Genomic DNA, 24,526 nt, shown 5'->3' on the forward strand with positions numbered 1-24,526 from the left:
ACACGGCATGGTGGTTCACGGGGGAGGAGCGCGGCATGCGAGCGGAAATGGATGGGATGTCGTCCGGGATGCGGACGCAGGCCGTCAAGTACAGCGCCGACTCCATGCAGAAGTTCAAGCAGGGTGTCGACGCCCTCATCGAGGAGCTCGACGGCTCCGGTGCGAGCGCGGGCAAGCTGAAGGCCGACCCGGTCACCCGAACCCAGTTCGGCGGGGGCGGGGCGGCCTGGTCCGAGGCCCAGGGCGCCTACTCGGCGTACAACGAGACCCTGCACAGTCTGGTGGAGCTGTCCGGGCTGCTCAAGGACTGCCTCGAAGGCCTCGGGATCGCGGTCGTCGCCTCCAAGGACGGCATGGAGCAGATGGACGACGACGTCAAGCGCAAGATGATCCAGATCCACCAGCGCACCTACGACGCCAAGACGAAGGCGGACAAGGAATCGGGCGCCGGCGGCAACGACACCGCCGAGGGCGACGGCTCCTTCAAGTAGCCGGGCGCGGACGGAATTTCGGGGACACGGGGAAGAGGCGAGGGATGAGGCCTGCAGAGGGCGGCGGTGGCGGCGGAACCAACTTCGCCGGCATGGGTCACGAGCAGATGCTGGCGTGGCTGGACGAGGCGAGCAGCTACTACGTGGGCGACGCGGCGCGGCGACTGAAGAGCGTCTCGCAGCAGATGGCCACGATCGCCGGTGACTTGCGCGCCAGCATGAGGAACATGGACTGGGAGGGCGAGGCCGAGAAGGCCTTCGTCGAGTGGGCCACCAACGTGGCCAACTCGACGACGAGCCTCTCGGACTACGCCGAGCACGGCGCGGTCTGCATGGAGGACAACTCGACCGCCATCGCCTCGGCCCAGAGCGCCATGCCCCGGTACACCTCCCAGGCGTCCGCGAAGGCGAACCTGGACGCGGCGATGAAGTACCACAACGACCCGGACGCGCAGACCATCGCCCGCAACGCGCGGTCGCAGATGGCGACCAGCGACGACGCCGCGGCGATCAAGGCCAAGCAGGAGGAGAACCGGCAGGCGGCGGCGGACGAGATGTACCGCCTCTCCTCCGCCTACCAGTGGTCCAGCCTCCGCATGAAGAACGAGGTGCCGCCCACGTTCCCGCCGCCGCCGGGGGCGTTCGTGCCGGAGGCGCCCGACACCCGGGACAGCAGTTCCTACATCGGCTCCACGCAGGAGTCGGGGAACCGCTCCACCGGCACGGGTACGGACACGAGCACGGGGACGCGCACCACGCACACCCCGCCGCCCGGCCCCCCGGCCACTCCCGACACGCCCTCGGTCCCGCCCAAGGGCGACCCGACCGGGCCGACGCACGTCGTCAAGCCGGAGGTCCGGCCCGACGTCCCCGCGGACCTGGGCATCGACAGCGTGAAGACCCCGCCGAAGCCGGACATCACGGTGCCGACGACGCAGCTCCCGGGCGGCCCGCCGCCGGTCACCAAGCCCGACGGCGGACTGCCTCCCCTCGTGACCCCCGGCATGCCTCCGGTGACCGTGAAGGGCGGCCCGGGTCCCCTCGGGCCCACCTCGCCCGTCACCGGCGGCACCGGCAACCCCCGCGGCCCGCTGACGGGCGGTCTCCGCAACGGTCCCGGCATGCCCCGCGAGGGCATCAGCGGCGGTCGCCAGGTCCCCAACACCCTGGGCCGACCGCAGACCGGCATCCCGCGCAGCACCGTCATCGGCAACGAGCCCACCGCCGGGCAGAACCGGACGGGCATGGGCCGCGGCATGGGCGGCGCGCACGGCATGGGCGGCCCCATGGGCGGCGCGTCCGGCCAGGGCGGCATCACCGGCGGGCGGCGCCTCGCCGGCGAGTCCGGCGGCGTCGTCGGCGGCAAGGCGCAGCGCGCCGCGGGCACGGGTGGCGGGAAGCCCTTCACGGCCGGCGGCTCCGGCCTCGTGCGCGGAAACGCCGCGAAGCCCGGTGAGCGCGAGGAGCAGAACGGAGAGCGTCCCGACTACCTGGTCGAGGACGAGGAGACCTGGCAGCAGGGTCGCCGCGTGGCGCCCCCCGTCATCGACTGATCAGCGCGAGGAAGCAGATGCGTACCAGCAGTATTCGTCGGAGCCGTGCCCGGGTCACCGCCTCGGCCGCCTTGGGGATGCTGCTGGTGGGCATCGCTTCCGTGCCCGCCCACGCGGAGAACTTCCGGGCCCGGCAGTGGCACTTGGACGCCATGGGTGCGGAGGAGATCTGGCAGCTCAGCACGGGCAAGGGCGTCACCGTCGCGGTGATCGACTCAGGTGTGGACAAGGCCAATCCCGACCTCCGCGGTCAGGTGCTGGAAGGCAAGGACTTCGCGACCGACGAGTCCGGCGATCAGTTCACCGACTACACCGGGCACGGCACCGGCATGGCCGGTCTGATCGCGGGCAGCGGAGACCGGGACGGAGGGAACGGAGCCTTCGGCCTGGCGCCGGGCGCCAAGATCCTTCCGGTGCGTGTCTCCGGTCTCGACGCCGGGGACGGGAGCATGGCGGACAGCGACGAGGAGTTCAACCGCGTCGTGCCGCCCGCGATCACCTACGCGGCCGACTCGGGCGCCAAGGTCATCAACGTCTCCCTGGGAGCCGCAGCCGGGTCGCAGGCGCTCACCGACGCGGTGAAGTACGCCTTGGGCAAGGGTGCGCTCGTCTTCGCGTCCGTCGGGAACAGCGGTGACAAGGGCAACATGACGGAGTACCCGGGAGCGACTCCGGGCGTCGTCGGTGTCGGCGCCGTCGACGACAAGGCGACGCACGTCCCGTCGGCCCAGTACGGCCCCCAGGTCGACATGGTGGCCCCCGGCAAGGACATGGTGCACGCCTGCGGCGGTGGCACGGGCATGTGCAAGTCCACCGGTACCAGTGACGCCACCGCCCTCGCCTCGGCCGCCGCCGCGCTCCTCTGGGCCGCCCACCCCGACTGGACCAACAACCAGGTCCTGAAGGTCATGCTCGACACGGCCGCGAAGCCCAAGGGGGGCGAGAAGCGCAGCGACTACATCGGCTTCGGTGCCATCCGTCCCCTTCGTACGCTCAAGACGCCCGGTGACCCCGGTCCCGCCGACGTCCGTCCCATCGACGACCTCGCGGAGACCACGAGCCCGTCCGCCTCCGCCTCCGCCTCGGTGTCCGGCTCGGCGGATCCCGCCCCGGCCACCCCCGCTCCCGCCCCGCAGGCCACCGCCTCCGCCGACGACGGCGGCAACACCGGTCTCTGGATCGGGCTCGGGATCGCGGCCGTCGTGCTCGTCGGGGCCGCCGTCGCCGTACCCGTACTCCGTTCCCGGCGGAGCTGAGCCCGAGCCCTCCGCCGCGCCCGCCGTCCGTAACTCACTCATGGGGAAATAGATGTCGTTCGACGAGGAGTGGAGCCAGGTCCGCAGCGAGACCGCGGCGATGAGGCTCAACAGCGTGCCCACGGACCCCGGTGGCGGTGGCGGCGCCAGCGACTACAAGGTCACCTCCGCCGACCTCAAGGCCATCGGCAACGAGGCCCAGGAGCTCTTCCACTGGTTCGAGCGCGACGCGTTCCACGCGGGCGCCCAGACCGACACGGCGGCCAAGGCCCTGGACGGCGACGGGTTCCTGACCGGCTCCGCGATGTGGACGATGTGGGACACCTGGCGCGGCCAGGCCGAGGCGCTCCTCAGTGCCTGCGCCCACATCCACAACCACCTTGAGGACACCGTCGTCAGCCACGTGAACCACGAGGAGACGCTGATCTCTAACTTCTCCATGTCCGATCTCGACAAGCACTTCACGTAGACCTGAGCCGTTGACGGCCACGAAGATCGCGCACGGCTGACGAGGGAAAAAGATGCTGAAGTTCGACCAGGTCCTCCATGCGAACCTGAGCGGCCTCAAGGAGGCCGTCACCGTCTGGTCGGAGACGGTGACGAAGCTGGAGAAGACCAAGGAGAAGGCGGAGACCGGCCTCCAGGGCAAGGCCGACAAGGCCGACTGGAAGGGCGAGAACGCCGGCGTGACGCAGGCGTTCGTCCGGAAGACGGCCAAGGAGTTCGGCGACGCCCTCACCGAGGCGAGCAGCATCCGCAACATCCTCCGGGACGCGGAGGGCGAGTTCACCGCCGCCAAGACCGAGCTGGAGAAGCTCGTCGCGGAGGCCCCGGGCAAGGGCATCCGGATCGACCCGGACGGTGTCGTCAGCTATCTGATCCACCCCGACCGCCGCGCCAAGAACTACGACGGGCCCAAGCCCGAGCAGGCCGACTTCGAGGCGATGCGCTCGGCGATCAAGGCCGCGATCGACAAGGCGAACAACGCCGACGACGTGGCCTCCCGCGCCCTGCGCGGCCTCGTCGGCAACGACAAGCTGAACTTCTCCGGCACGAACTACGACTCCCTCAAGGCCGCGTCGAAGGCGCAGGACGCCGAGGACGCGCACGCCGCCTACGAGCTGTACAAGAAGGGCGACGACGCCACCCCGGAGGAGATCGACAAGCTCAACGCCCTGTTCAAGGCGAACCAGAAGGACCCGTACTTCGCCGAGAAGTTCGCCCTGGAGGTCGGGCCGAAGGGCAGCATGGAGTACTGGGCCGACATGGGCGACCCGAGCGACGGCTCGCGGCTCGGCGTCGACCACCGCGACAAGCTCAAGGAACTCCAGACGAACTGGAGTCTGACGCTCGCCACCGCGACCCATTCCACGAGCCCCGAGATGGAGCAGTGGAAGGCCGACGTCATCAAGGCCGGCAGCGAGCCGATCCAGACGCGCGGCACCAGCCCGTACGGCTTCCAGGTCATGAGCAACCTGATGCGGGTCGGCGACTACGACGACAAGTTCCTCAAGGACTACGGCAACGGGCTCGTCGTCACCGAGCGGAAGATGACCCACGACGGGGCGCTGCCCGCCGACCGGGCCTGGCGCCAGCTGACCGGCGGGCCGAGCCACCTGAACTGGATGGGCGGCGACCTGGGCAGCGACCCGATGGTCGGCTTCATGGAGGGGCTCGGGCACAACCCGAAGGCGTCGACGGACTTCTTCAACAGCAGCATCGACCTCACGCCCGAGAACACCAAGGACGACAAGAAGCTCGACCCGTTCGACTACTTCACCAAGGACCGCGAGTGGCCCGAGGAGCTCAACGACAAGGGTGACCGCACCAAGGAGCCCGGCTACAACGCGCTCGGTCACGCCCTGGAGTCCGCGACCACCGGCCACCCGTACGACGCCGACCCCGAGGGCCTCAAGGACGTACGGACCAAGGAGAACGCCGAGGTCATGCAGAAGGTCGTCGAGCGGTACGGCGACGACCCGAAGTACATGCACAAGCAGCCGGGCATCGACGACAGCCTCGGCAAGATGGGCGCCGCCTACATCGACGAGCTGAACCGCTCCCTGGAGACGGACAGCGACACCACGATGGAGGAGAAGAAGAACTCGCCGTTCGGCTTCAACGGCGCCGACGGCAAGTCCCGGTTCGGCTCCGAGTTCGACACCGGGCTGCTCTGGAACCGGGGCGACGCCGTCAACTTCATGGGCATCGTGTCGCAGAGCGAGACCGGTCACTCCACCCTGTCGGCGGCCGAGTCGCTGTACACGACGAGCGTCCTCGACCAGGTCGGCCCCAAGCCCGGCTCCACCTTCGACGAGCGGGACCTCACCGACGCGCGGACGACGCTGCGCATCGGCTCGGAGGCGCAGGGCATCATGGACGAGTCCCGCATGGCGCAGATCGACAAGGACTACGAGAAGGACTCCGAGGAGCACAAGAAGGCCGTCGGCAGGACGACCGAATGGGTCAAGTTCGGCGTCGGCGCCGCGGCGGCGGGCGGCATCGCGGTCCTGACCGGCGGCGCCGGTGGCGTACTGGTACCGCTGGCCGCCGAGACGGTGGGCGGCGCGGTGACGACGGTCATCGGCATGGAGGCCGACGACATGGCCGAGAAGTACGAGAAGGACGACCTGCTGAAGAAGAAGTCGGACGACCTGTCGGACGAGGCGCTCGCCATGGGCAAGGAGAACTCGCTCCGTCCCGGCATCGCCTACGCCAACGCCCCCGGCTGGAGCGAGAAGGACCGGAACTACCTCGACGAGACCCTGGTCGACTACGTCAGGGACGCGCGCCTGCACGCCCGTGACAACTCGCTTCCCGACCCGTACGAGAAGAAGTGACGCACATGCGCTCTGCGCCGGCACGAACGGCCGCGGCCCTCGCCGTGGCCGCCCTCCTCACGAGCTGCTCAGGCGGCGACGGGGGGTCCGGTACCGACGAACCCACCGGCTCGTCGGCGTCGGAGGTATGCGGGGGAGGCTTCGGCAAGGACCCGGCAGCCGTGGCCGCCTTGAAGGCCGTCATGGGCGGTGACCGCTTCGACGAGGGCTCCGCCGAGCCGAAGGAGGCCGTCGACGGTCTGCGGAAGGCTTCCCGTGAGCAGTGGGCTGCCGGCTACCGGCCGGAGTCGGTCCGCTCCTGCTGGCTCCGGCCGGCCGAAGGGGACGAGCAGAAGGACCTGATGATCGAGCTCACTCCTGCCCGGAAGGCTCCAGGACTGCGTCCGGACCACGCGAAGGTGGTCACCTCCTACGCCTCAGGACTGCAGGCCTTCTCCTCGTCGGGGCTCGGTTTTCTCTACTTCGCCTGTGGCTTGGAGGCGCCGGCCCACGACATCGTGGTCGAGATGAAGGTGCGCGGTCCCGCGGGCGTCCCGGAGACGGACCTGGAGCAGCGCACTCGACTCATCACGCTGGCCAACACGATGGCCCGGAAGGTCTCCGGAGAGCTGGGCTGTCAGGGCGACGGCCTGGCCGCCGGGGTTCCCGCCTCCGTCCCGAACCCCACCTCCGCACCGTGAGAGCCTCCCCCTTCACCGCCCGCAGGATCCTGATCCCGGTCGCCGTCCTCGCGATGGCGGCGACCGGCTGCGCCACGGGAACGGACGATGCCGCCGCCGGGCAGGCCGCCGCGGAGGTCTGCGGCGGCTTCGCCGAGGAGCCGGACGCCGCCTCGGCCCTCCGGGCCATCGCCGGCGAGGACGCCCGGCTGACGAGTGACCAGTCCGAGCCCGGCAGGGTCGTCGACGAGCTGAAGAAGGCGGCTCGGACACCGCAGAGCGGCAAGCAGCGGATGAAGGGCGTTCCGTTCTGCACGCTGGAGACGGCCGGGGACGAGAAGAACGTCTTGAGCATCACCTTCCGGGAGGCTCTGGCCATCCCGGGGAACGAAGCGGTCAAGGAGCTCACGACGGTCTACTCCACCGGTCGGCGGGCGACCTCGGCGGACCTCTTCGCCTCGATCTACTTCACGTGCCGTCTCGCGGCTCCGGCGCACGAGATCGTGGTCGCCGCGGAGCTGGAGCGGGCGGACGAGAACGAGGCCGACGGGCCTGGCATCAGGGACGAGCAGATCACCCTGGCGAACGCGGCGGCCCGGCACGTCGCCGCAGAGTTGGGGTGCGAGGGTGACGGGCTGGCGACCGGAGTGCCGGCGAAGGGCCGGTCGTGACCTGACCGGGCCCCGGCTCACGCCCCGTACACCGGCATGGCCGCGATCCGGCCGCCGCGGACGATGAAGACGCGATTGCCCGCACTCGCCAGCTGGTATGAGCCCTCGCGCTTCATCTTCGCCTGGAAGAGGCGTTCGTGCGTCGTCCGGTGAACGACCTGGACGTGACTGTTGTCGGGGGCCTGGACCCAGATCGTCGAGCCCGCCACGGCAGGGGGATTGACGGTGCCGGGGCCCGTTCCGTCCAGGACTTCGTACCAGCCGCTCGAGACCGGGAAGCGGACGTCCACCATGGTGCTGTAGCGGTAGGCGTTGTAGCTGTCGACGGCGACGACATGGTCGCCGTCGACGGCCGGTGTGCCCCAGCCAGGACCGGTGTCGCCGCTGCGGGCCTCCTCCTCCCACAGGAAGTCGCCGCGGTCGAGGCGGCGGGCGCTGAGCTTGGCACCGCCGAGATAGGCGATGTTGTCGCCGAGCGCGGGGGCCTGGCCGTCCGTGCCCTGGTTCTTGATCTCCCAGTCCGTCTTCCCCGTCTCCGTGTGGAGCGCGGCGACATGGCCGTCCCTGCCGTGGATCACGAGCCGCTTCCTGCCCACGGCGGCCTTCGCCGCGCCGTTCTGGGATCGGGGGGAGGGCATGGGACGCGTCCACGTCGTGGAGAGGGTCCAGGCGTCGACGGCGCGCAGTTCGTCGTCCCGCGTCACCAGGTAGACGTGGGTGTCGTCGGCGGCGAGGACGTCGTCGACGTCGGACTGGCTCTGCCAGACGCGGGCGCCGGTGGAGGCGACGAACGCGTTCAGGACGCCCTTCTCGTCGACACCGACGACCATGCGGTCGGCGACGGAGACGAAACCGGCGTCCGCGTCGATGTCCCCGGCCCGCCAGCGTTCCTTGCCGTTCGTCACGGAGAGGGCGAGCAGACCTCCCGTCTTCGCCTGCACGATCACTACGTCCCGCACGGGAAGCGGGAGCTCACCCTCGGCCGCCGCCACGTCGAGGGGACCCCAGAGGGGCTTGGGGACCTCGCCGTACGCGGTGTCGATGATCGAGACGAAGGCCGCGTCGGGAGCCGGGACTGCGGGCGGGACATCGGCGGTCGGCGACTTCGCCTCACCGCGGTTCAGCCACCAGGCGCCCGCCCCGCCCCCCGCGCCCAGGACGGCCACGCCCATGGCGGCGCGGGTGAGGAAGCGGCGCCGGGACGGCTCGGAGGAGCCGACGACGGTGTCCTCGGGGGCCGTCAGGCGCTTCGTGGCCGACTCCCGCCGCTTGATGTCCTCCGCCAGCGGCCCCCTGCGCCACGCGTGGTCCGCGCCCTTCGGCGGTGCGAAGGCCTCGGCGACCTGCGGCGGAGCGGGGCGGTGTACCGGGTCCTTCGACAGGCACGGGCCGATCAGCGTCCGGAGCTCCGGCGGTACGAGGGCGAGGTCCGGGGTTCCGTGCACGACCTCGTACTGCACGGCCGCCACGTGCGCCCCGTCGAAGGCGCGCCGGCCGCTCGCCGCGTACACGAGGACCGCGCCCAGCGAGAACACGTCCGAGGCCGGGCCGACGCGCTGCCCGAGGACCTGCTCGGGGGCGCCGTAGCCCGGGGTGACCGGGATCTGGCCCGTGGTGGTGAGGGTCAGACCGTGCTCGGGGCGCGCGATGCCGAAGTCGATGATCCGGGGGCCGGTCGAGGTGAGCACGATGTTCGCGGGCTTGAGGTCACGGTGGACCAGGCCGGCGGCGTGGATGTCGTGCAGCGTGTGCGCGAGCCGGGCGGCCAGCGCGCGGACCGTCGGCACGTCCATCGGGCCGTACGCGCGGACGGCCTCGTCGAGCGTCGGTCCGGCGAGGAACTCGGCGGCGATCCACGGCCGCCCGCCCTCGGTCTGCGCGCAGAGGACCCTCGCCACGCCCTTGCCGGTGACCGCCCGCGCCATGTCGGCCTCGCGGACGAACCGCTGCGCGAGGTGCCGGTCGTGGGCGAGTTCGGGGCGCAGGACCTTGACGGCGGCGGTGGTGCCGGCGCCGTCCCGGCCCACGTACACCTTGCCCATGCCGCCCTCGCCGAGGACGCCGAGGAGCCGGTACGGGCCGAGCCGGAGCGGGTCGCCGGTGGCGAGGGGCTGCGTGGTCACGAAAAGCTGCTTTCCGGTCGGCGGAGGTGGACGGGGAGGGGCGGGAAGGGGAGGCCGCCGGCTCAGGCGTAGGGGATGGCGACGACGGACGACTTTCCGGCTCCGATGATGCGAGTCCGGTTCCTGTCGACGACGTACCGCGAGGCGTCGGTCGGGAACACCCAGGCGGAGACGCGTGTCGAGAGGTCGACCGCGCTCAGACCGCCCCGTACCGGCGCGTACACGTACTTCTTCCCGATCACCGGTGTGGTGTAGGCGAGCGGGGCCAGAGGGCGGTCGCCGACCTTCTCCGCCCAGACCTCGGTGCCCTGGGCGGCGCTGACGGCCACGAGCCCTTGGCCGCTCACGTTGGTGTAGACGAGGCCGTCCGAGACGGCTGGTACCCCGTAGGTGTCCGGCGTGGTTCCGCTGCCGTACTCCCAGGCGATCCCCCCGTCCGTGAGACGCACGGCCCGGAGACGGTCGCCACCCGTGTAGACGTGCCGCTCGTCGGTGGCGAGCTGGCCGGGGATGAACAGGGAGGACTTCGTCAGCGGGAGCCGTCGCCTCCACAGCTGCCGGCCCGTGCGCACGTCCCTCGCCTGGACCAGGAAGGAATCGAGATCACCGCTGTTCTTCCCGAGGACCAGTCGTTCGCCGACGACCTGGGAGAGCCAGGGGCGCACTCCGTCCCACTCGTACGGTTGCCGCCACGCCTCCCTGCCGGTGCGCAGATCGACGGCGAGCAGCTGCCAGCCGACCTCGTCCGCGTCCGGGGCGTCCTCCCGCTTCCCCACGCGCGAGGCGGTGAAGAGGATCCCGCCGGCAGCCGTGAGGAGCTCGGTGCCCGTCCCGTCCAGGCCCTTCAGTTCGATCGTCTTGGCCGCCTCCTTGCCGGTCCGCGCCGCGAGCGTGCGGATCCTCAGGGCGCCCGGCCCTTCGTAGGGTCCGTCGGACAGGTAGTAGAACGCGCCGTCGGTGGTGACCTGCTGGGGCTCCATGACCGCCGAATCCGACCAGAGTTCGGTGCCGTCCTTCAGGTCGAGGACCCGGAAGGACACCTTCTCGGCGAAGCCGACCGCATCGCCGGAGAGCAGCTGAGTGGTCCTCTGCTCGGGGTCCAGCGACTCCCCCCGCCACAGCGCCGTCGGCGCGCCGTCCGATGCCGTCGTCGCCGGGATCGCCGTGGGGCCCGTCGCGGTCGGGGTGCCGGGTGGGGCCGTGGTGTCCCGGGAGGCCAGCCACGCCCAGAGGCCGCCGCCGGTCGCCGCCGTGCCGAGGAGGGCGCCGCCGCCCACCGAGAGGAGGCGGCGGCGGGACAGCGGGGTGTCCGGGGTCGTCGCCGCCGTCGCCGATTCCGGCGGGGCCGGGAGGCGGTGCGGGGTGTGGAGCCAGACGTCGGTCGCCCGGCGGGCGATGTCGGCGAGCAGCAGCGGCGGCAGGTGGTCCGCGAACTCGCCATGGCCGTCGTGGAGGTGCTCCCCGAGGGCGTGCGTCGTGGGCCGGGTCGCCGGGTCCTTCGCGAGGCAGGCCGTCAGGAGCGGCAGCAGCGCCTCCGGTACGCCCGTGAGGTCGGGCTCCGCGTACCGCACCCGGTACAGGAGGTCGGCGGGGGCGCCCGTGCCGAAGGGGCCGTGGCCGGTCGCCGCGAAGACCAGGACTCCGGCCAGGGCGAACACGTCGCCCGCCGGCGTGTGTTCCTCGCCGCTGGCCTGCTCCGGCGACATGAACGCGGGCGTGCCGGCCGCCGCGCCCGTGCGGGTCAGGTGGTCGTCGCCGGCCGCGCGGGCGATGCCGAAGTCGATGATCTTCGGGCCGTACGCGGTGACCAGGACGTTCGACGGCTTCAGGTCGCGGTGCACCACGTCCGATGAGTGCAGCTGGGCGAGGGCCCCCGCGAGCGCGGCGCCCAGGGCGCGGACGGTCGGCTCCGGCAGCGGGCCGCCGAGCGCGACGGCGTCGTCGAGCGGCGGGCCGAGCACGTACTCCGTGGCCAGCCACGGGGTTTCGGCCAGCGGGTCGGCGTCCACCACGGCCGCGCCGTGCCGCGCGCCGATGATCCGCGCCGCGTCCGTCTCCAGGCGGAAGCGGGAACGGAACGCGGGGTCGGTCGCGAGCCGCGCGTGCACGGTCTTCAGGGCGACGGTTCGGCCGCCGGGCGTGCGCGCCAGGTACACCGTGCCCATGCCGCCGGAACCGAGGCGGGCGAGGAGGCGGTACGTGGCGACGGCGGCCGGGTCGTCGTGGGTCAGGGGCGACAGCATGAGGTCAGGTCCTGGGAGAGGAAGCGGTGTCGGCGGGCGTTCGTGCCGCGAGGAGTTCGGAGGACTGGCGGGCCAGCGCGGCCACCACCCGGCCCGGCAGCCAGCCGGGCGTGAGCAGGGAACCGGCCGAGTTCAGGACCGTCCGGTGCGGGGTCGGCGGAGCCAGGGCCGTCATCAGCTCGCCGGCGGACGGGCGCTCCGCCGGGTCCCGGGCCAGGCACGGGGCGACCACCGGCCGCAGCGCGGGCGGGAGTTCGTCACGTTCGGGCACGGTGTGGCCGGTCGCGGCGTACGCGAGGACCGCGCCGAGCGCGAACACGTCGCCGGGCGGGCGGGGGTGGCCGCCGGCCGCCTGCTCGGGGGCGAGCGTGCCCGGTTCGAGGCCCGGCAGGCCGGTGCGCGGCTCGCCGTCGGCGGCGGCCGCCCGTACGGCGCCGAAGCAGCTCAGCCGGGGGCCGTCGGCGGTGAGCAGGACGGCCGCAGGGGACACCCCGGCGTGCGTGAGGCCCTGCGCGTGCGCGGCGGCGAGCGCCTCGGCGAGGGCGGCGCCCACGGCCCGGACGGTCGTCTCGGGCAGCGGCCCGCCGTGCACGGCGAGGGCGACGGGGAGGGGGAGGGCGGGGACGTACGGGCCGGCGTACCAGGGGGGTTCGCCCGGGGCGGCCAGGTCGGTCACCGGGGCGATCCACGGGCCGAGGAGGCGGCGGGCCGCGTCGGCCTCCGCCGCGAAGCGGGCCGGGTCCGTGCCGGGCAGCGGGGCGCTGAGGAGGACCGTGCGCTCGCCGTCCCGGGTACGGGCGACGAAGCGGCGGCAGGGGACGGTCGCCGTCGGCGGATCGAGGCGGGTGATCAGGCGGTACGGGCCGATCCGGCGCGCGGATTCCTCCCGCGTGCGCGACTGCTCCACGTGTGCGTCCCCCCGTCGTTCCGCACCCCCGTGGCGACGGTGCGCCGGGAGAGCCTATCGAGGCGGGGGCCGGGGGCCGCTCCCGGGCCGGAGGGCACGGGCCGGGAGCTCGGCCGATGGCTCGCTCGGCGCCGTCGTCGCGGGCATCGCCGTGGAGCCGGCGCCGCCGGCCGAGCCGCGGAGGTGGAGCGGGGCCGCGCGGCACCGGGAGGTCCGGACCGCCCGACGGGGCTCGGGGCGGGAGGGCGCGGCCCGTCAGTCCTCGGCCATCTCGGCTGCCGGGCCCAGCTGGGACAGGAGCAGCAGGGTCGCTCGGGTGATCAGGGCCGCGAGGAGGATCGTCAGGAGGCCGTCGACGTGCAGGGGGGCGATCTTCGGGCCGAGCCAGGAGAGCAGCCACCAGATCAGGGCGTCCTGGACGAAGCCCACGAGGCCGAAGACCAGGAGGGCGGAGACCGGGACGCGGCCCGACGGGCCGATGAAGATCACCTGGGTGAGGACCGTCATGACGACGGCCGCCATCAGGACGGAGAAGACGATGTCGGCCGTCTCCGTCCCGCCGAGGGTGATGCCGGGCAGCAGGCCGCAGGCCAGGCCCACGCCGATGAGGACGCCCAGTCTGCGTCTGCCTTGCTCGTTCATGCGCGGACTGTCGCACAGCCCCGGGGCGGATGTGAAGGTTCCGTAAGGGAGATCGCTTGGAGACCGTGGCGGGAATTGAACCCACGTAACTCGCTTTGCAGGCGAGCCCCTCAACCACTCGGGCACACGGTCGTGTTGTGCACGAGTACGACCGTAGGGCGGGTGCCGGGAGGCGTTCAAGGGCGTCCGGGGGCGTGCCATACGACTGCCACACCGCCGCAACATTCCGCTCGCGGTCGTACGCCGAAAGTCCGAGAAGGCCCCCACCTCCTGACAGGAGCCAACCCGGGGATCACCTCTTACTCTGGGGGGATGAGCGCCCTCGAACCCCGCGACGCCGACGTCGCCCCCCTCCCCGGACCGCCTGCCGCAGCCGGCGACACCCAGGGGTCCGTGCTCGACCCCGACCACCGGGCGCTCAGCATCGGCATCGTCTCCGTCGTCCTCCTCATCGCCTTCGAGGCGACCGCCGTCGGCACCGCCATGCCCGTCGCCGCCCGCGAACTGGACGGCATCCCCCTCTACGCCTTCGCCTTCTCCGCGTACTTCACCACCAGCCTCTTCGGCATGGTCCTCGCCGGACAGTGGTCCGACCGGAGCGGCCCGCTCGCCCCCCTCACCGCCGGCATCAGCGCCTTCGCCGCCGGACTGCTGCTCTCCGGGACCGCCGGCGCCATGTGGCAGTTCATCCTCGGCCGCGCCGTGCAGGGCCTCGGCGGCGGCCTCGTCATCGTCGCCCTGTACGTGATCGTCAGCCGCGCCTACTCCGAGCACCTCAGACCCGCGATCATGGCCGCCTTCGCCGCCGCCTGGGTCGTCCCCTCCGTCGTCGGCCCCCTCGCCGCCGGAACGGTCACCGAGCACCTCGGCTGGCGCTGGGTCTTCGTCGGCATCCCCGCCCTCGTCGTCTTCCCGCTGGCCCTCGCCCTCCCCGCGATCCGCCGCACCGCCTCCGGACCCGCCGACCCGGCCGCGCCCCTCGCGCCCTGGGACCGGCGCAGGATCCTGCTCGCCCTCGGCATATCCGCCGGCGCCGCGCTCCTCCAGTACGCCGGGCAGGAACTGCGCTGGCTCTCCCTCCTGCCCGCCGCCGCCGGTCTCGCCCTCCTCGTGCCCGCCGTCCGCGGCCTGCTGCCGCGCGGCACCTACCGGGCCGCCCGCGGCCTGCCGTCCGTCATCCTGCTCCGCGGCATCGCCGCCGGGTCGTTCATCGCCGCCGAGTCCTTCGTCCCCCTGATGCTGGTCTCCCAGCGCGGCCTCAGCCCCACCCTGGCCGGTCTCTCCCTCGCCGTCGGCGGCCTCACCTGGGCGCTCGGCTCCTGGATCCAGGCCCGGCCGTGGACGGAGCCGTACCGGGAACGGCTCGTCGTCCTCGGCATGCTCCTCGTGGCCCTCGCCATCGCCGCGGCGCCCAGCGTGCTGATCGCCTCGGTGCCCGTGTGGGTCGTCGCGGTCGCCTGGGCCTTCGGCTGCCTCGGCATGGGCGCCGTGATCTCCTCGACGAGCGTCCTCCTCATGAAGCTCTCCGCACCCGAGGAGGTCGGCGCCAACTCGGCCGCCCTCCAGATCTCCGACGGCCTCTCCAACGTCCTGCTCCTCGCGGCCGGCGGCGCGGCCTTCGCGGCGCTCGGCGGCGGCGCGGTCGGCCACGCGATGGACGCGGGCGCCGCCACCGGCTCCCACCCCGGCGCCTTCGCGGCCGTCTTCCTGCCGATGGCGGGCGTGGCGGCGGTGGGGGGCTGGGTGGCGACGCGGCTGCACGCGGCACGGGCCGGGGCGGCGTAAACCCGTCGCCGCCGGTGTGGCCGCCCCCCTACCCTCCGTGCATGCGTGAGACGACTGTTCCGGTCGGCGACGGGTTCGCCGACCTCGCCGATGCCCGGGGCCTCACCCCCGAGGAGCTCGCCGCCGAGGCCTGTCAGGCGTTCGTGGCCGCCGAGGCCGAACGCGTACGGGGCGAGGCCCATCGTCTCGCCCTGCGCCACGACTCCCTCCTGAGGAGGCTCGGCGAATGAACCGCGCCACCCGCTTCCTCACCGTCGACGAGGCCGCCGAGGTCGCCCGGATCGCCTTCACCGGCGAGGGCGTGCCCGAGCTGCGGGCGGCCGGGCTCCTGGCGTCCGCGGTGCACCGGCCCCGGGCCCGGATGTTCGGGGAGAGCGCGTACGACGACGTGTACGAGCAGGGCGCCGCGCTGCTGCACGCCGTCGCGACGAACCACCCCTTCGTCGACGGGAACAAGTGCGCCGCCTGGCTCTCCGCCGCCGTCTTCCTCGCCCTCAACGGAGTCGATCTCGCCGACGCCGACCTCGACCGGGCATACGACCTGGTCATCGACGTGGCGAGCGGAGAACTGGGGGACATTCCGGGCATCGCGGCCCGGCTCCGGGAGCTGTGAGGACCGTCTCAAGCGCACCCGCCACGCCTGCGCGCGGGGCGGGTCGCGACGCACGCACCGGTAAGGTGGCCCGGTTGTCATATCTGGACTGTCCTTCCGTGACGAGCGTCGAACCCGGAGATCGTGACTACCACCACCACCTCCTCCCATCACCTTTCTCCCGCCTTCCCCGGACGGGCCCCGTGGGGTACCGCCAACAAGCTGCGCGCCTGGCAGCAGGGGGCGATGGAGAAGTACATCCAGGAGCAGCCCCGTGACTTCCTCGCGGTCGCCACGCCCGGCGCCGGCAAGACCACCTTCGCCCTGACCCTCGCCTCATGGCTGCTGCACCACCACGTCGTGCAGCAGATCACCGTGGTCGCCCCCACCGAGCACCTCAAGAAGCAGTGGGCGGCCGCGGCGGCGCGGATAGGGATCAAGCTGGACCCGGACTACAGCGCCGGGCCGCTGAGCAAGGAGTACGACGGGATCGCGATCACGTACGCCGGCGTCGGCGTACGGCCCATGCTCCACCGCAACCGATCCGAACAGCGCAAGACCCTCGTCATCCTCGACGAGATCCACCACGCCGGAGACTCCAAGTCCTGGGGCGAGGCCTGCCTGGAGGCCTTCGAGCCGGCCACCCGCCGCCTCGCCCTCACCGGCACCCCCTTCCGCTCCGACACCAACCCCATCCCCTTCGTCACGTACGAGGAGGGGAACGACGGCATCCGGCGGTCCTCGGCCGACTACACCTACGGCTACGGCAACGCCCTCGGCGACGGCGTCGTCCGGCCGGTCATCTTCCTCTCCTACAGCGGCAACATGCGCTGGCGCACCAAGGCCGGCGACGAGATCGCCGCCCGCCTCGGCGAACCGATGACCAAGGACGCGATCTCGCAGGCCTGGCGCACCGCGCTGGACGCCAAGGGCGACTGGATGCCGAACGTCCTGCGCGCCGCCGACCAGCGCCTCACCGAGGTCCGGAAGTCCATCCCGGACGCCGGCGGCCTCGTCATCGCCTCCGACCAGGACTCGGCCCGCTCCTACGCCAAGCTGATCCGCGAGATCACCGGCACCAAGGCCACCGTCGTCCTCTCCGACGACACCGGCGCCTCGAACCGCATCGACGAGTTCAGCGAGAACACCGACCGCTGGATGGTCGCCGTCCGCATGGTGTCCGAGGGCGTCGACGTCCCCCGCCTCTCCGTCGGCGTGTACGCCACCACCATCTCCACCCCGCTGTTCTTCGCGCAGGCCGTCGGCCGCTTCGTGCGATCACGCAGGCGCGGCGAGACCGCGTCCGTGTTCCTTCCCACCATCCCCAGCCTCCTCGGTTTCGCCAACGAGATGGAGGTCGAGCGCGACCACGTCCTCGACCGGCCCAAGAAGGCGGGCGAGGACGAGGACCCGTACGCCGAGTCCGAGAAGGAGATGGCCGAGGCCGAGCGCCAGCAGGACGAGGACACCGGCGAGCAGGACATGCTGCCCTTCGAGGCGCTGGAGTCCGACGCCGTCTTCGACCGCGTGCTGTACAACAGCGCCGAGTTCGGCATGCAGGCGCACCCCGGCAGCGCCGAGGAGCAGGACTACCTCGGCATCCCCGGCCTCCTCGAACCCGACCAGGTCCAGCTGCTCCTCCAGAAGCGCCAGGCCCGGCAGATCGCGCACAGCCGCAAGAAGCCCGACACCGAGGCCGACCTCCTGGAGCTGCCCGCGGAGCGCCGTCCCGTCGTATCCCACAAGGAACTCCTTGAGCTGAGGAAACAGCTCAACACGATGGTCGGTGCGTACGTTCACCAGAGCGGCAAGCCGCACGGCGTCATCCACACCGAGCTGCGGCGGGTCTGCGGCGGCCCCCCGAGCGCCGAGGCGACCGCGGGCCAGATCCGCGAGCGGATCAAGAAGGTCCAGGAGTGGGCCACGCGCATGCGCTGAGCCCTCCGGAGCCAGGAACGAGGCCCGTACGCCGGCGTGCGTACGGGCCTCGGGCGTCCCGCGGGGAAGCGGGAACGGGCACGGGGACCGGCCCCCACGGTCGGCCACCGGCCGACTCCACGCTACGGGCACGACATAGCCGATCTTGTCCGCCAAAGTCCCTCGTCCGACCGACGAAAGTCCCGAACCGGCTCGATAGGGTCGGCGGCGCCCGGATTCTGGACGAGGTCTTCCGCTGAGCGGAGCGCGACGCTACTGTCCCGGCTCACAAGCAATCGCCCCGTGGCAGCGCCGCCGCGGAGCGCAGCCGGTGTACCCCTTCCTGCCGGCGGCCTCTGACGTGCGTCGCCGCGGGACCGGCGCCGCAACTCCGTGAGAGCCGCCGCCACACACTCCGAAGGAGAGGGCGTCGTGACCGCGGAGACCTCCCAGACGCTCGACCGGGGACTCAGAGTCCTCAAACTGCTCGCCGACACCGACCACGGCCTGACGGTCACCGAGTTGTCCAACAAACTCGGTGTCAACCGGACCGTGGTCTACCGGCTCCTGGCCACACTCGAGCAGCACGCCCTCGTCCGCCGCGACCTCGGCGGGCGCGCCCGCGTCGGCCTCGGCGTGCTCCGGCTGGGCCGGCAGGTCCACCCGCTGGTGCGGGAGGCCGCGCTGCCCGCGCTGCGCTCGCTCGCCGAGGACATCGGGGCGACCGCCCACCTGACCCTCGTCGACGGGGCGGAGGCCCTCGCCGTCGCCGTGGTCGAACCGACCTGGACCGACTACCACGTCGCCTACCGGGCCGGCTTCCGGCACCCGCTCGACCGGGGCGCCGCCGGACGCGCGATCCTCGCCGCCCGCCAGGGCGGACTGACCGAACCCGGCTACACCCTCACGCACGGCGAACTGGAGGCCGGCGCGAGCGGCGCGGCGGCCCCGCTGATCGGCGTCACCGGCGTCGAGGGCAGCGTCGGCGTCGTCATGCTCGCGGACGCGGTACCGGAACGGGTGGGGCCGCGGGTGGTGGACGCGGCGCGGGAGGTCGCGGACGCGCTGCGCTAGAGCGCGCGGCGGAACCGGGGCGAGACCGCACCCGGTGCGCGCGGTTGCCCCGGGTCCGTGCGGGGCAACCGCTACGGCGCCGGAGGCAGCAGCCTCGTCAGGGGCGTCGTCGCGTGGTGGACCGATCTGCCCGTGCGGGTCGTCGTCAGGAGGCCCGCCGCCCGCAGGGCCTTCGTGTGGGCCGACGCCGTCGCGTTGCTGACGCCGAGCCGCCGCGCCAGTTCCGTCGTCGTGCGGGGTTCCGTCAGGGACCGGAGGAGTTCCGCGCGGGTCCGGCCCAGGACGCCCGCCAGGGCGTCCTCGCCGGAGGGGCCCGGCGGTGCGGGCGGCAGGCCTCCGCCCGCGGGGTAGGCCAGGACCACGGGCCGGTCCGGCAGGTCCTGGAGGAGCGGGCCGCCCCGCCAGTGGAAGGTCGGGAGGAGGACCAGGCCCCGGCCGCCCAGGAGCACCTCGCGCGGGGCCGCGCCCGGCCAGGCCCAGACCCCGTCGCGGAGCTCCGGCGCCAGGTCGGTGAGGGCCGCCGCGAGCCCCCGCTCGGCGACCGTCAGCGCGTACCGGGCGAACTCCTCGCGGTGCAGGTCCTGGAGCAGCGGCCAGACCGGCGCGAGGACCGTCTCGTACGCGGCCCGCTGCGCCCGTTCCACCACCCGCCACGCCTCCCGGTCCCCGCCGTGCAGGCCCTGGAGCCACCCCGGCGCGGTGCCCCGCCCCGCGTACACCCGCTCCAGCTCGGACCGTACGAACGCGGGCGGGGCCGACCGGATCAGCGCGAGGCCCTCCTCGCGGGTCTCGCCGAGGACGTCGAGGAAGTACGGGGCGACTCCGCCCGGCGCCAGGTCCGCGAGCGCCCCGGCCGCCCCCGGCAGGGTGCGGAGCAGCCTGCCCCGCCAGCGTCCGAAGAGCAGTTCCTCGTGCGGGGCGCCCAGCATCGCGAGGGCCGCGTGCAGTTCGGGCACGGGCGACGGCCGGGGAGCGAACCGCACGCGGGTGAAGTCGTCCGCCGTGAAGTGGATGCGCAGCACTCGGTCCCCCTCCGAAACGCCAGCCTTTCGGGCAGGGCCTGAACCTTCGCGCTCCGCCCCGCCTCGCCCAAGGATGCCGTGCATGACACCAGTTCCCGCACCCGGCCGCCGTACCGTCGTCAAGGGCGCCCTCCTCGGAGCGAGCGCCGTCCTGTCCGGCTCGGCCGCCGCCCGGGCCGCGCAGGGGCCGCCCGCGCTCCGGCTGCCCGCGCCCACCGGCCCCCACCCCGTCGGCCTCCGCACCTTCGCCCTGACGGACCACTCCCGCGTCGACCCCTGGGTGCCGGGCCCGCGGGAGGTGATGATCAGCGTCCTGTACCCGGCCCGTACCGTCCGGGGCTTCCCCCGCTCCCCGCAGCTGACGCCCGCCGAGGCCGGGCTCTTCGCCGAGCTGGCGCCCTGGATGCACCAGGGCCTGCCCGCCGCCGGCGTCGACTGGGGCGCGGTCCTCACGCACGGGCACGTGGCCGCGCCCCCGCTGCCCGGCCGCCGCCCGGTGCTCCTGTACACGCCGGGCGGGGGCGACTCCCGCACCCTGGGCACGACTCTCGCCGAGGACCTCGCGAGCCACGGCCGGGTCGTGGTCCTGGTCGACCACCCCGGCGACGCCAGCCAGGTCGAGCTGCCCGGCGGGCTGCGCCAGACCGTCCTCATCGGGCCGCCGGACCCGGCGACCTTCCGCACCATGGTCGACACCCGGGTCGCGGATCTCCGCTTCGTCCTCGACCGGCTCGGCGACCTGCCCCTCGCTTCCGTCATGGACCTCGGCCGGATCGGCGTGTACGGGCACTCGGCGGGCGGCACCGCCGCCGTCCACGCGCTGGCCTCCGACGACCGGATCGCCGCCGGCGTCGACCTGGAGGGCTTCCTCGACCTGGATCCGGAGCTCGTGGCGGGCCTCGGCCGGCCGCTGCTCCTGTTCCGTACCGACGGCTTCGACGAGGCAGCCCGGATCGAGAGGTCCTGGGCGGGGCTCCGTGCGCCCCGGGTCCTGCTGTCCGGTGCCGATCACTGGATCTTCAGCGACTACGCCTTCCTCGTCCCGCAGCTCCAGGCCGCCGGGCTCGTCACCGACGGGGCCAGGGACGCGCTGGTCGGGGCCGGGGACACGGCGGCCGCGGTGGCGGTCGTACGGCACGGGGTGCGGTCCTTCTTCGGCCGTCACCTGCGCACCGGGACCCGGGACCGGCGCGCGTCCCAGTAGCCTGGGTGCGTGTTCTCCAGCCTCTCCCGTCCCCGCGCCCTCGCGCTCTGCGCGCTCCCGGTCGCCGCGCTCTTCGCCGTCGTCGGGCTCGCACCGCTGCCCTACGCGATCGCGCAGCCCGGCACGACCGCCGACGTGCTCGGCGAGGACAAGGGGCAGGAGGTCATCACGATCACCGGCGCGCCCGTCCGGCCCACCAAGGGCGAGCTGCGGATGACGACGATCCTGGCGACCGGGCCGTCCACGGACGTGGATCTCGGGGACGTGGTCGACGCCTGGTTCCGCACCGACCGGGCCGTCCTGCCGCACGACTCCGTCTACCCCTCGGGGAAGTCCGACGCCGAGATCGAGAAGCGGAACCTCGGGCAGATGAAGGAGTCGCAGGACGCGGCCACCCTCGCCGCGCTCGGGTATCTGAAGAAGGACCCGGAGAAGGTGAAGGTGGACCTGCACCTCGCCGACGTCGGGGGGCCCAGCGCCGGGCTGCTCTTCTCCCTCGGCATCGTGGACAAGCTCGACGGCGACGGGGACGGCGGCGACCTCACCGGCGGCCGGACCGTCGCCGGCACGGGCACGATCGAGCCCGACGGCACCGTCGGCGCGGTCGGCGGGGTGTCGCTGAAGACGCAGGCCGCCGCCCGGGACGGGGCCACCGTCTTCCTCGTACCGAAGAACGAGTGCTCGGACGCCCTGGCCGAGCAGCCGAAGGGGCTGCGGCTGGTCCCCGTGACCGCGCTCAGCGACGCGGTGGCGTCCCTGCGGGCCCTGGAGCAGGGGCAGGAGTCGAAGGTTCCGTCCTGCTGACCCCTTCGGCGGCGGGCGCGGCCGGCGGCCTGTCCATGCCGCGCCAGGCCGGGAAGACCATCGGCGACAGGGTCGCGAGGAAGTAGGCCGCGCCGATCCCGAGCAGCGTCGCCGTCAGTCCGATCCGCTCGACCAGGAACCCGGCCGCGAGGCCGCCCAGCGGGGTGGTGAGCAGGACCCCGGCCGTGCTCGCGCCCGCGACCCGGCTGCGGAGCGCGTCGGGCACCTGCTCGTAGATGACGGTGGTCAGGATCGGGTTGAGCACCCCGACGCCGAAGCCCGCCGCGACCATCGTCACGAGCAGGGGCGCGGTGGTGTGGGTGAGCGCGGCGACGGCGTACGGCGGGGCGCCGCAGAGCAGGAAGCCCACCGTGAACACGGCCCGGCGCGGGAAGCGTTCGCCGACCGCTCCGTAGAGCAGGGCGCCGGCGAGGGCGCAGCCGGCGAACACCGAGACGAGCAGGCCCTGGGCGGCGGGGCCGCCGAGGTCCTCCTTGGCGTGGACCGGGAGCAGGACCGCGCTCCAGCTCTGGTTCAGGCCGTTGGTCACCATCACCATGACGGTGATGGCGAGCAGCAGCCGGGCGCGGAACAGGAAGGCGTACCCCTCGCGCAGGTCGGCGCGGTAGCGGGCGGGGGAGAGGCGGGGTCCGTCGCGCTGCGGCTCCGCCGACGGCACCCCGCGCAGTCCCGCCGTGACGAGCAGCGCGGAGACGGCGAACGTGGCCGCGTCGAGGTACAGGACGGTGCCGGGGCCCATGAACGCGACGAGCAGTCCGGCGATCGCGGCGCCCGTCATCCGGGCCCCGCGCGCCACCGCGTCGTACAGGCTGGCGGCCCGGGTGAGCGAGGTCCCTGCGCGTCCGGCCAGATCGGGGACGAGGACGTGGCGGGCCATCTCGCCGGGCGCGTGGAACAGGCCGGTGACGGCCATCAGCGCGCACAGCATCCAGAACCGCAGGGCGCCCGTCTGGTGCAGGAGCGGGATCGCGGCGAGCGCGAGGCCGCAGACCAGGTCGGAGGCGATGCTGACCCGCCGGCGCCCGAGGCGGTCGATGACGGGGCCGCCGGCGATCGCGGCGAGGACGACGGGGACGGCCGCGCAGAAGGCGACGAGTCCGGCCTTGCCGGGGCTTCCCGTGGTGTCCAGAGCGAACCACGGGACGCCGATGAGCGTGAGCGAATTGCCGGTGACGGATACGGCGTTGGCGGTCAGGACGGTCCCCAGGGGGAGGCGGTCCCGGCGCGTCGTCCTCTTTTCGTGTCCCCCCGGCACGGTCATGCGGCCAGGGGGGCCGGGCCGTGGGCGGGGGTGGCCATGCGCAGGCCCACTTCGACGAGCTTCCAGCCCATGCGGGCGCGGAGGGCGGGGACGCGGGCGCCCGGCCGCGGCCGGGCGGCGCCGGCCTCGCGCCGGAGCTCGTCGGAGGTCAGGGCGTGCAGCTGGAGGTGGATGTCGGCATGCATGGTGCGGGTCCTTCCGTCAGTCGTCGTGCTGCGGGAACGCGTGCAGGTGCATCCGTACGCGGGCGGCGCCCGGCGCGTCGGGGTCGGAGGTCTCGCTGTACTCGTCGATGAGGGCGTGGATCTTCTGGTTCAGCTCGCGCAGCCGCTCGGGCGGGAGGTTCAGCCGGAAGTCGCTGAAGTCCGAGGCGCCGTACCAGGCCTCGTCCCAGGTGTGGCGGGTGGCGACCCAGGTCGACAGCTCCTGGGTGTGGATGGTCGCGATCTCGTGCATGACCACGTCGAGGGCGCCCTGGACCTCGGGGTCGGGGTTCTTGTGGAGCGTCTCGTCGAAGACCGTCCCCCGGTGGACCGCCTTCCACCAGCGCTCCCGGCCCTTGCCGCGGGTCGGGTCGTCCACGATGAAGTTGTGGGCGGCCAGCTGGCGCAGGTGGTAGCTGGTGGCGCCGCTGGACTCGCCGAGCCGCTCGGCCAGTTGGGAGGCGGTGGCGGGGCCGTGGCGCCGCAGGGTGCGCAGCAGCTGGATGCGCAGGGGGTGGGCGATCGCGCGGAGCGAGCGCGGGTCGAGCGCGCGGCTCAGGGGCTCGCCGGGCTGCGGCGAGGTGTCCTCGGGTCGCTGTGACGGGTCTTCAGGCTCGGGCATGGCCTCAGCCTAGAGTTGCAAAGAAGTAGTTGCAAGGGTTTCTTTGCAACTACTTCTTTGCAGAGACCTCTTTGCTCCCTCGGCCGCGTCCCGGCTACTCCTGGGCGGCCTGCTCCACCAGCGGAATGATCCGCAGCGGCACCGGGTTCTCCATCACGATCGCCGTGGACGCCCGCACGATCCCCTCGAAGGCCACCACCTTGTCGATCACCCGCTGGAGGTCCGCGTTCGAGCGGGCCACGAGCCGGCAGAGCATGTCGCCGTGGCCCGTCGTCGTGTGCAGCTCCAGGACCTCCGGCACCGTCGCCAGGTGGCCCCGCACGTCCGCGCCCTGCCCCTGCTTGATCTCCAGGGTCGCGAAGGCCGTCACCGGATAGCCGAGCGCCGCCGGGTCCACCTGCGGGCCGAACCCCCGGATCACCCCGCTCGCCTGGAGCCGGTCGAGCCGCGCCTGCACCGTGCCGCGGGCCACCCCCAGGCGCCGCGAGGCCTCCAGGACCCCGATGCGCGGCTCACGCGCGAGCAGCGCGATCAGCCGGCCGTCCAAATGATCGATCGCCACAGAGGCCTCCCCATGGTCAGGATGTACAAGTCGCACGGCCATACTCGCCCGTCGCTGTACAGCTTGACCAGTAG

Annotated in this window: 23 protein-coding genes and 1 tRNA gene; 14 read left to right on the plus strand and 10 right to left on the minus strand. The window is 72.9% G+C overall.

Features of this window, described 5'->3' with window-relative positions; all coding sequences use genetic code 11:
• The first annotated feature begins 35 nt into the window (after positions 1–35).
• The 7 genes from ABTY59_RS04035 to ABTY59_RS04065 all read left to right on the plus strand — a co-directional run bounded on the left by ABTY59_RS04035 (position 36) and on the right by ABTY59_RS04065 (position 7,470).
• Positions 36–491: a DUF2563 family protein gene (locus ABTY59_RS04035; RefSeq protein WP_352017327.1), complete on the plus strand. Its 456-nt coding sequence runs from the start codon at positions 36–38 to the stop codon at positions 489–491.
• A gap of 44 nt (positions 492–535) precedes the next feature.
• Positions 536–2,044: a WXG100 family type VII secretion target gene (locus ABTY59_RS04040; protein WP_352017328.1), complete on the plus strand. Its 1,509-nt coding sequence runs from the start codon at positions 536–538 to the stop codon at positions 2,042–2,044.
• A gap of 17 nt (positions 2,045–2,061) precedes the next feature.
• Complete coding sequence (mycP, locus tag ABTY59_RS04045) at positions 2,062–3,300, plus strand: type VII secretion-associated serine protease mycosin (RefSeq protein WP_352017329.1); 1,239 nt, start codon at positions 2,062–2,064, stop codon at positions 3,298–3,300.
• A gap of 52 nt (positions 3,301–3,352) precedes the next feature.
• A complete protein-coding gene (locus tag ABTY59_RS04050) occupies positions 3,353–3,769 on the plus strand; it encodes a hypothetical protein (protein WP_352017330.1) in 417 nt (138 codons plus the stop codon).
• Positions 3,770–3,821: 52 nt separating this feature from the next.
• Positions 3,822–6,140: a DUF6571 family protein gene (locus ABTY59_RS04055; RefSeq protein ID WP_352017331.1), complete on the plus strand. Its 2,319-nt coding sequence runs from the start codon at positions 3,822–3,824 to the stop codon at positions 6,138–6,140.
• 161 nt (positions 6,141–6,301) lie between these two features.
• The gene (locus ABTY59_RS04060; protein ID WP_352017332.1) at positions 6,302–6,820 is read left to right on the plus strand and encodes a hypothetical protein; all 519 of its coding nucleotides are present in this window, start codon (positions 6,302–6,304) and stop codon (positions 6,818–6,820) included.
• Positions 6,817–7,470, plus strand: coding sequence for a hypothetical protein (locus tag ABTY59_RS04065; RefSeq protein ID WP_352017333.1), 654 nt, complete (start codon positions 6,817–6,819; stop codon positions 7,468–7,470). Before ABTY59_RS04060 ends, ABTY59_RS04065 begins: the two co-directional genes overlap by 4 nt.
• 17 nt (positions 7,471–7,487) lie before the next feature.
• Here the strand turns inward: ABTY59_RS04065 and ABTY59_RS04070 are convergent, their stop codons facing one another.
• The 5 genes from ABTY59_RS04070 to ABTY59_RS04090 form a co-directional block, all read right to left on the minus strand.
• A complete protein-coding gene (locus ABTY59_RS04070; RefSeq protein ID WP_352017334.1) occupies positions 7,488–9,593 on the minus strand; it encodes a protein kinase domain-containing protein in 2,106 nt (701 codons plus the stop codon).
• A gap of 62 nt (positions 9,594–9,655) precedes the next feature.
• A complete protein-coding gene (locus ABTY59_RS04075) occupies positions 9,656–11,836 on the minus strand; it encodes a serine/threonine-protein kinase (protein ID WP_352017335.1) in 2,181 nt (726 codons plus the stop codon).
• A gap of 4 nt (positions 11,837–11,840) precedes the next feature.
• Entirely contained in the window at positions 11,841–12,743 is a 903-nt protein-coding gene (locus ABTY59_RS04080; protein WP_352017336.1) for a protein kinase family protein, read from the minus strand.
• A 255-nt stretch (positions 12,744–12,998) separates the two neighbouring features.
• Positions 12,999–13,385, minus strand: coding sequence for a hypothetical protein (locus ABTY59_RS04085; RefSeq protein WP_352017337.1), 387 nt, complete (start codon positions 13,383–13,385; stop codon positions 12,999–13,001).
• Between the two features lie 57 nt (positions 13,386–13,442).
• Positions 13,443–13,517 (minus strand) — tRNA-Cys (locus ABTY59_RS04090).
• 180 nt (positions 13,518–13,697) lie between these two features.
• Between ABTY59_RS04090 and ABTY59_RS04095 the strand changes: the two genes are divergently transcribed.
• From ABTY59_RS04095 to ABTY59_RS04115, 5 genes are all read left to right on the plus strand, one after another.
• On the plus strand, positions 13,698–15,170 hold the full coding sequence (locus ABTY59_RS04095) for an MFS transporter (RefSeq protein ID WP_352017338.1): 1,473 nt from the start codon (positions 13,698–13,700) through the stop codon (positions 15,168–15,170).
• Between the two features lie 41 nt (positions 15,171–15,211).
• Positions 15,212–15,400 carry a hypothetical protein gene (locus ABTY59_RS04100; RefSeq protein WP_352017339.1) on the plus strand — a complete coding sequence of 63 codons (189 nt, stop codon included), beginning with the start codon at positions 15,212–15,214 and terminating at the stop codon, positions 15,398–15,400.
• Positions 15,397–15,783, plus strand: a complete 387-nt coding sequence (locus tag ABTY59_RS04105) for a type II toxin-antitoxin system death-on-curing family toxin (protein ID WP_352017340.1) — start codon at positions 15,397–15,399, stop codon at positions 15,781–15,783. The genes ABTY59_RS04100 and ABTY59_RS04105 overlap by 4 nt, the downstream gene beginning before the upstream one ends.
• Positions 15,784–15,906: 123 nt before the next feature.
• Positions 15,907–17,700 (plus strand): DEAD/DEAH box helicase, encoded by a 1,794-nt coding sequence (locus ABTY59_RS04110; RefSeq protein WP_403533993.1) that lies wholly within the window; start codon positions 15,907–15,909, stop codon positions 17,698–17,700.
• Positions 17,701–18,111: 411 nt separating this feature from the next.
• Positions 18,112–18,753 carry an IclR family transcriptional regulator gene (locus ABTY59_RS04115; protein ID WP_352017341.1) on the plus strand — a complete coding sequence of 214 codons (642 nt, stop codon included), beginning with the start codon at positions 18,112–18,114 and terminating at the stop codon, positions 18,751–18,753.
• A gap of 71 nt (positions 18,754–18,824) precedes the next feature.
• On the opposite strand, the gene ABTY59_RS04120 is transcribed toward ABTY59_RS04115, so the two are convergent.
• Positions 18,825–19,775 carry an ArsR/SmtB family transcription factor gene (locus tag ABTY59_RS04120; RefSeq protein WP_352017342.1) on the minus strand — a complete coding sequence of 317 codons (951 nt, stop codon included), beginning with the start codon at positions 19,773–19,775 and terminating at the stop codon, positions 18,825–18,827.
• An 82-nt stretch (positions 19,776–19,857) separates the two neighbouring features.
• Here ABTY59_RS04120 and ABTY59_RS04125 point away from each other — a divergent pair, with 82 nt between their 5' ends.
• Positions 19,858–20,979, plus strand: a complete 1,122-nt coding sequence (locus ABTY59_RS04125) for an alpha/beta hydrolase family protein (protein WP_352017343.1) — start codon at positions 19,858–19,860, stop codon at positions 20,977–20,979.
• Between the two features lie 9 nt (positions 20,980–20,988).
• Complete coding sequence (locus ABTY59_RS04130) at positions 20,989–21,783, plus strand: S16 family serine protease (RefSeq protein WP_352017344.1); 795 nt, start codon at positions 20,989–20,991, stop codon at positions 21,781–21,783.
• Here the strand turns inward: ABTY59_RS04130 and ABTY59_RS04135 are convergent.
• From ABTY59_RS04135 to ABTY59_RS04150, 4 genes are all read right to left on the minus strand, one after another.
• The gene (locus ABTY59_RS04135; RefSeq protein ID WP_352017345.1) at positions 21,716–23,065 is read right to left on the minus strand and encodes an MFS transporter; all 1,350 of its coding nucleotides are present in this window, start codon (positions 23,063–23,065) and stop codon (positions 21,716–21,718) included. The genes ABTY59_RS04130 and ABTY59_RS04135 overlap by 68 nt on opposite strands.
• Entirely contained in the window at positions 23,062–23,250 is a 189-nt protein-coding gene (locus ABTY59_RS04140) for a hypothetical protein (RefSeq protein WP_352017346.1), read from the minus strand. Before ABTY59_RS04140 ends, ABTY59_RS04135 begins: the two co-directional genes overlap by 4 nt.
• Positions 23,251–23,266: 16 nt before the next feature.
• Positions 23,267–23,890 carry an ArsR/SmtB family transcription factor gene (locus ABTY59_RS04145; protein ID WP_352017347.1) on the minus strand — a complete coding sequence of 208 codons (624 nt, stop codon included), beginning with the start codon at positions 23,888–23,890 and terminating at the stop codon, positions 23,267–23,269.
• A 94-nt stretch (positions 23,891–23,984) separates the two neighbouring features.
• Positions 23,985–24,452, minus strand: coding sequence for an Lrp/AsnC family transcriptional regulator (locus tag ABTY59_RS04150; RefSeq protein ID WP_123452764.1), 468 nt, complete (start codon positions 24,450–24,452; stop codon positions 23,985–23,987).
• Positions 24,453–24,526: the final 74 nt, after the last annotated feature.

It is taken from the genome of Streptomyces sp. NPDC096079 (assembly GCF_040303145.1).
In the GTDB taxonomy this organism is placed as follows: Bacteria; Actinomycetota; Actinomycetes; order Streptomycetales; family Streptomycetaceae; genus Streptomyces.

What these genes read in the sequence shown, in the direction of transcription:
- ABTY59_RS04125 (WP_352017343.1), top strand. Translation starts at nt 19,858, where the DNA reads ATGACACCAGTTCCCGCACCCGGCCGCCGTACCGTCGTCAAGGGCGCC.
- ABTY59_RS04035 (WP_352017327.1), top strand. Translation starts at nt 36, where the DNA reads ATGCGAGCGGAAATGGATGGGATGTCGTCCGGGATGCGGACGCAGGCC.
- ABTY59_RS04085 (WP_352017337.1), bottom strand. Translation starts at nt 13,385, where the DNA reads ATGAACGAGCAAGGCAGACGCAGACTGGGCGTCCTCATCGGCGTGGGC.
- ABTY59_RS04140 (WP_352017346.1), bottom strand. Translation starts at nt 23,250, where the DNA reads ATGCATGCCGACATCCACCTCCAGCTGCACGCCCTGACCTCCGACGAG.
- ABTY59_RS04050 (WP_352017330.1), top strand. Translation starts at nt 3,353, where the DNA reads ATGTCGTTCGACGAGGAGTGGAGCCAGGTCCGCAGCGAGACCGCGGCG.
- mycP (WP_352017329.1), top strand. Translation starts at nt 2,062, where the DNA reads ATGCGTACCAGCAGTATTCGTCGGAGCCGTGCCCGGGTCACCGCCTCG.
- ABTY59_RS04055 (WP_352017331.1), top strand. Translation starts at nt 3,822, where the DNA reads ATGCTGAAGTTCGACCAGGTCCTCCATGCGAACCTGAGCGGCCTCAAG.
- ABTY59_RS04075 (WP_352017335.1), bottom strand. Translation starts at nt 11,836, where the DNA reads ATGCTGTCGCCCCTGACCCACGACGACCCGGCCGCCGTCGCCACGTAC.
- ABTY59_RS04105 (WP_352017340.1), top strand. Translation starts at nt 15,397, where the DNA reads ATGAACCGCGCCACCCGCTTCCTCACCGTCGACGAGGCCGCCGAGGTC.
- ABTY59_RS04095 (WP_352017338.1), top strand. Translation starts at nt 13,698, where the DNA reads ATGAGCGCCCTCGAACCCCGCGACGCCGACGTCGCCCCCCTCCCCGGA.
- ABTY59_RS04145 (WP_352017347.1), bottom strand. Translation starts at nt 23,890, where the DNA reads ATGCCCGAGCCTGAAGACCCGTCACAGCGACCCGAGGACACCTCGCCG.
- ABTY59_RS04040 (WP_352017328.1), top strand. Translation starts at nt 536, where the DNA reads ATGAGGCCTGCAGAGGGCGGCGGTGGCGGCGGAACCAACTTCGCCGGC.
- ABTY59_RS04100 (WP_352017339.1), top strand. Translation starts at nt 15,212, where the DNA reads ATGCGTGAGACGACTGTTCCGGTCGGCGACGGGTTCGCCGACCTCGCC.
- ABTY59_RS04135 (WP_352017345.1), bottom strand. Translation starts at nt 23,065, where the DNA reads ATGACCGTGCCGGGGGGACACGAAAAGAGGACGACGCGCCGGGACCGC.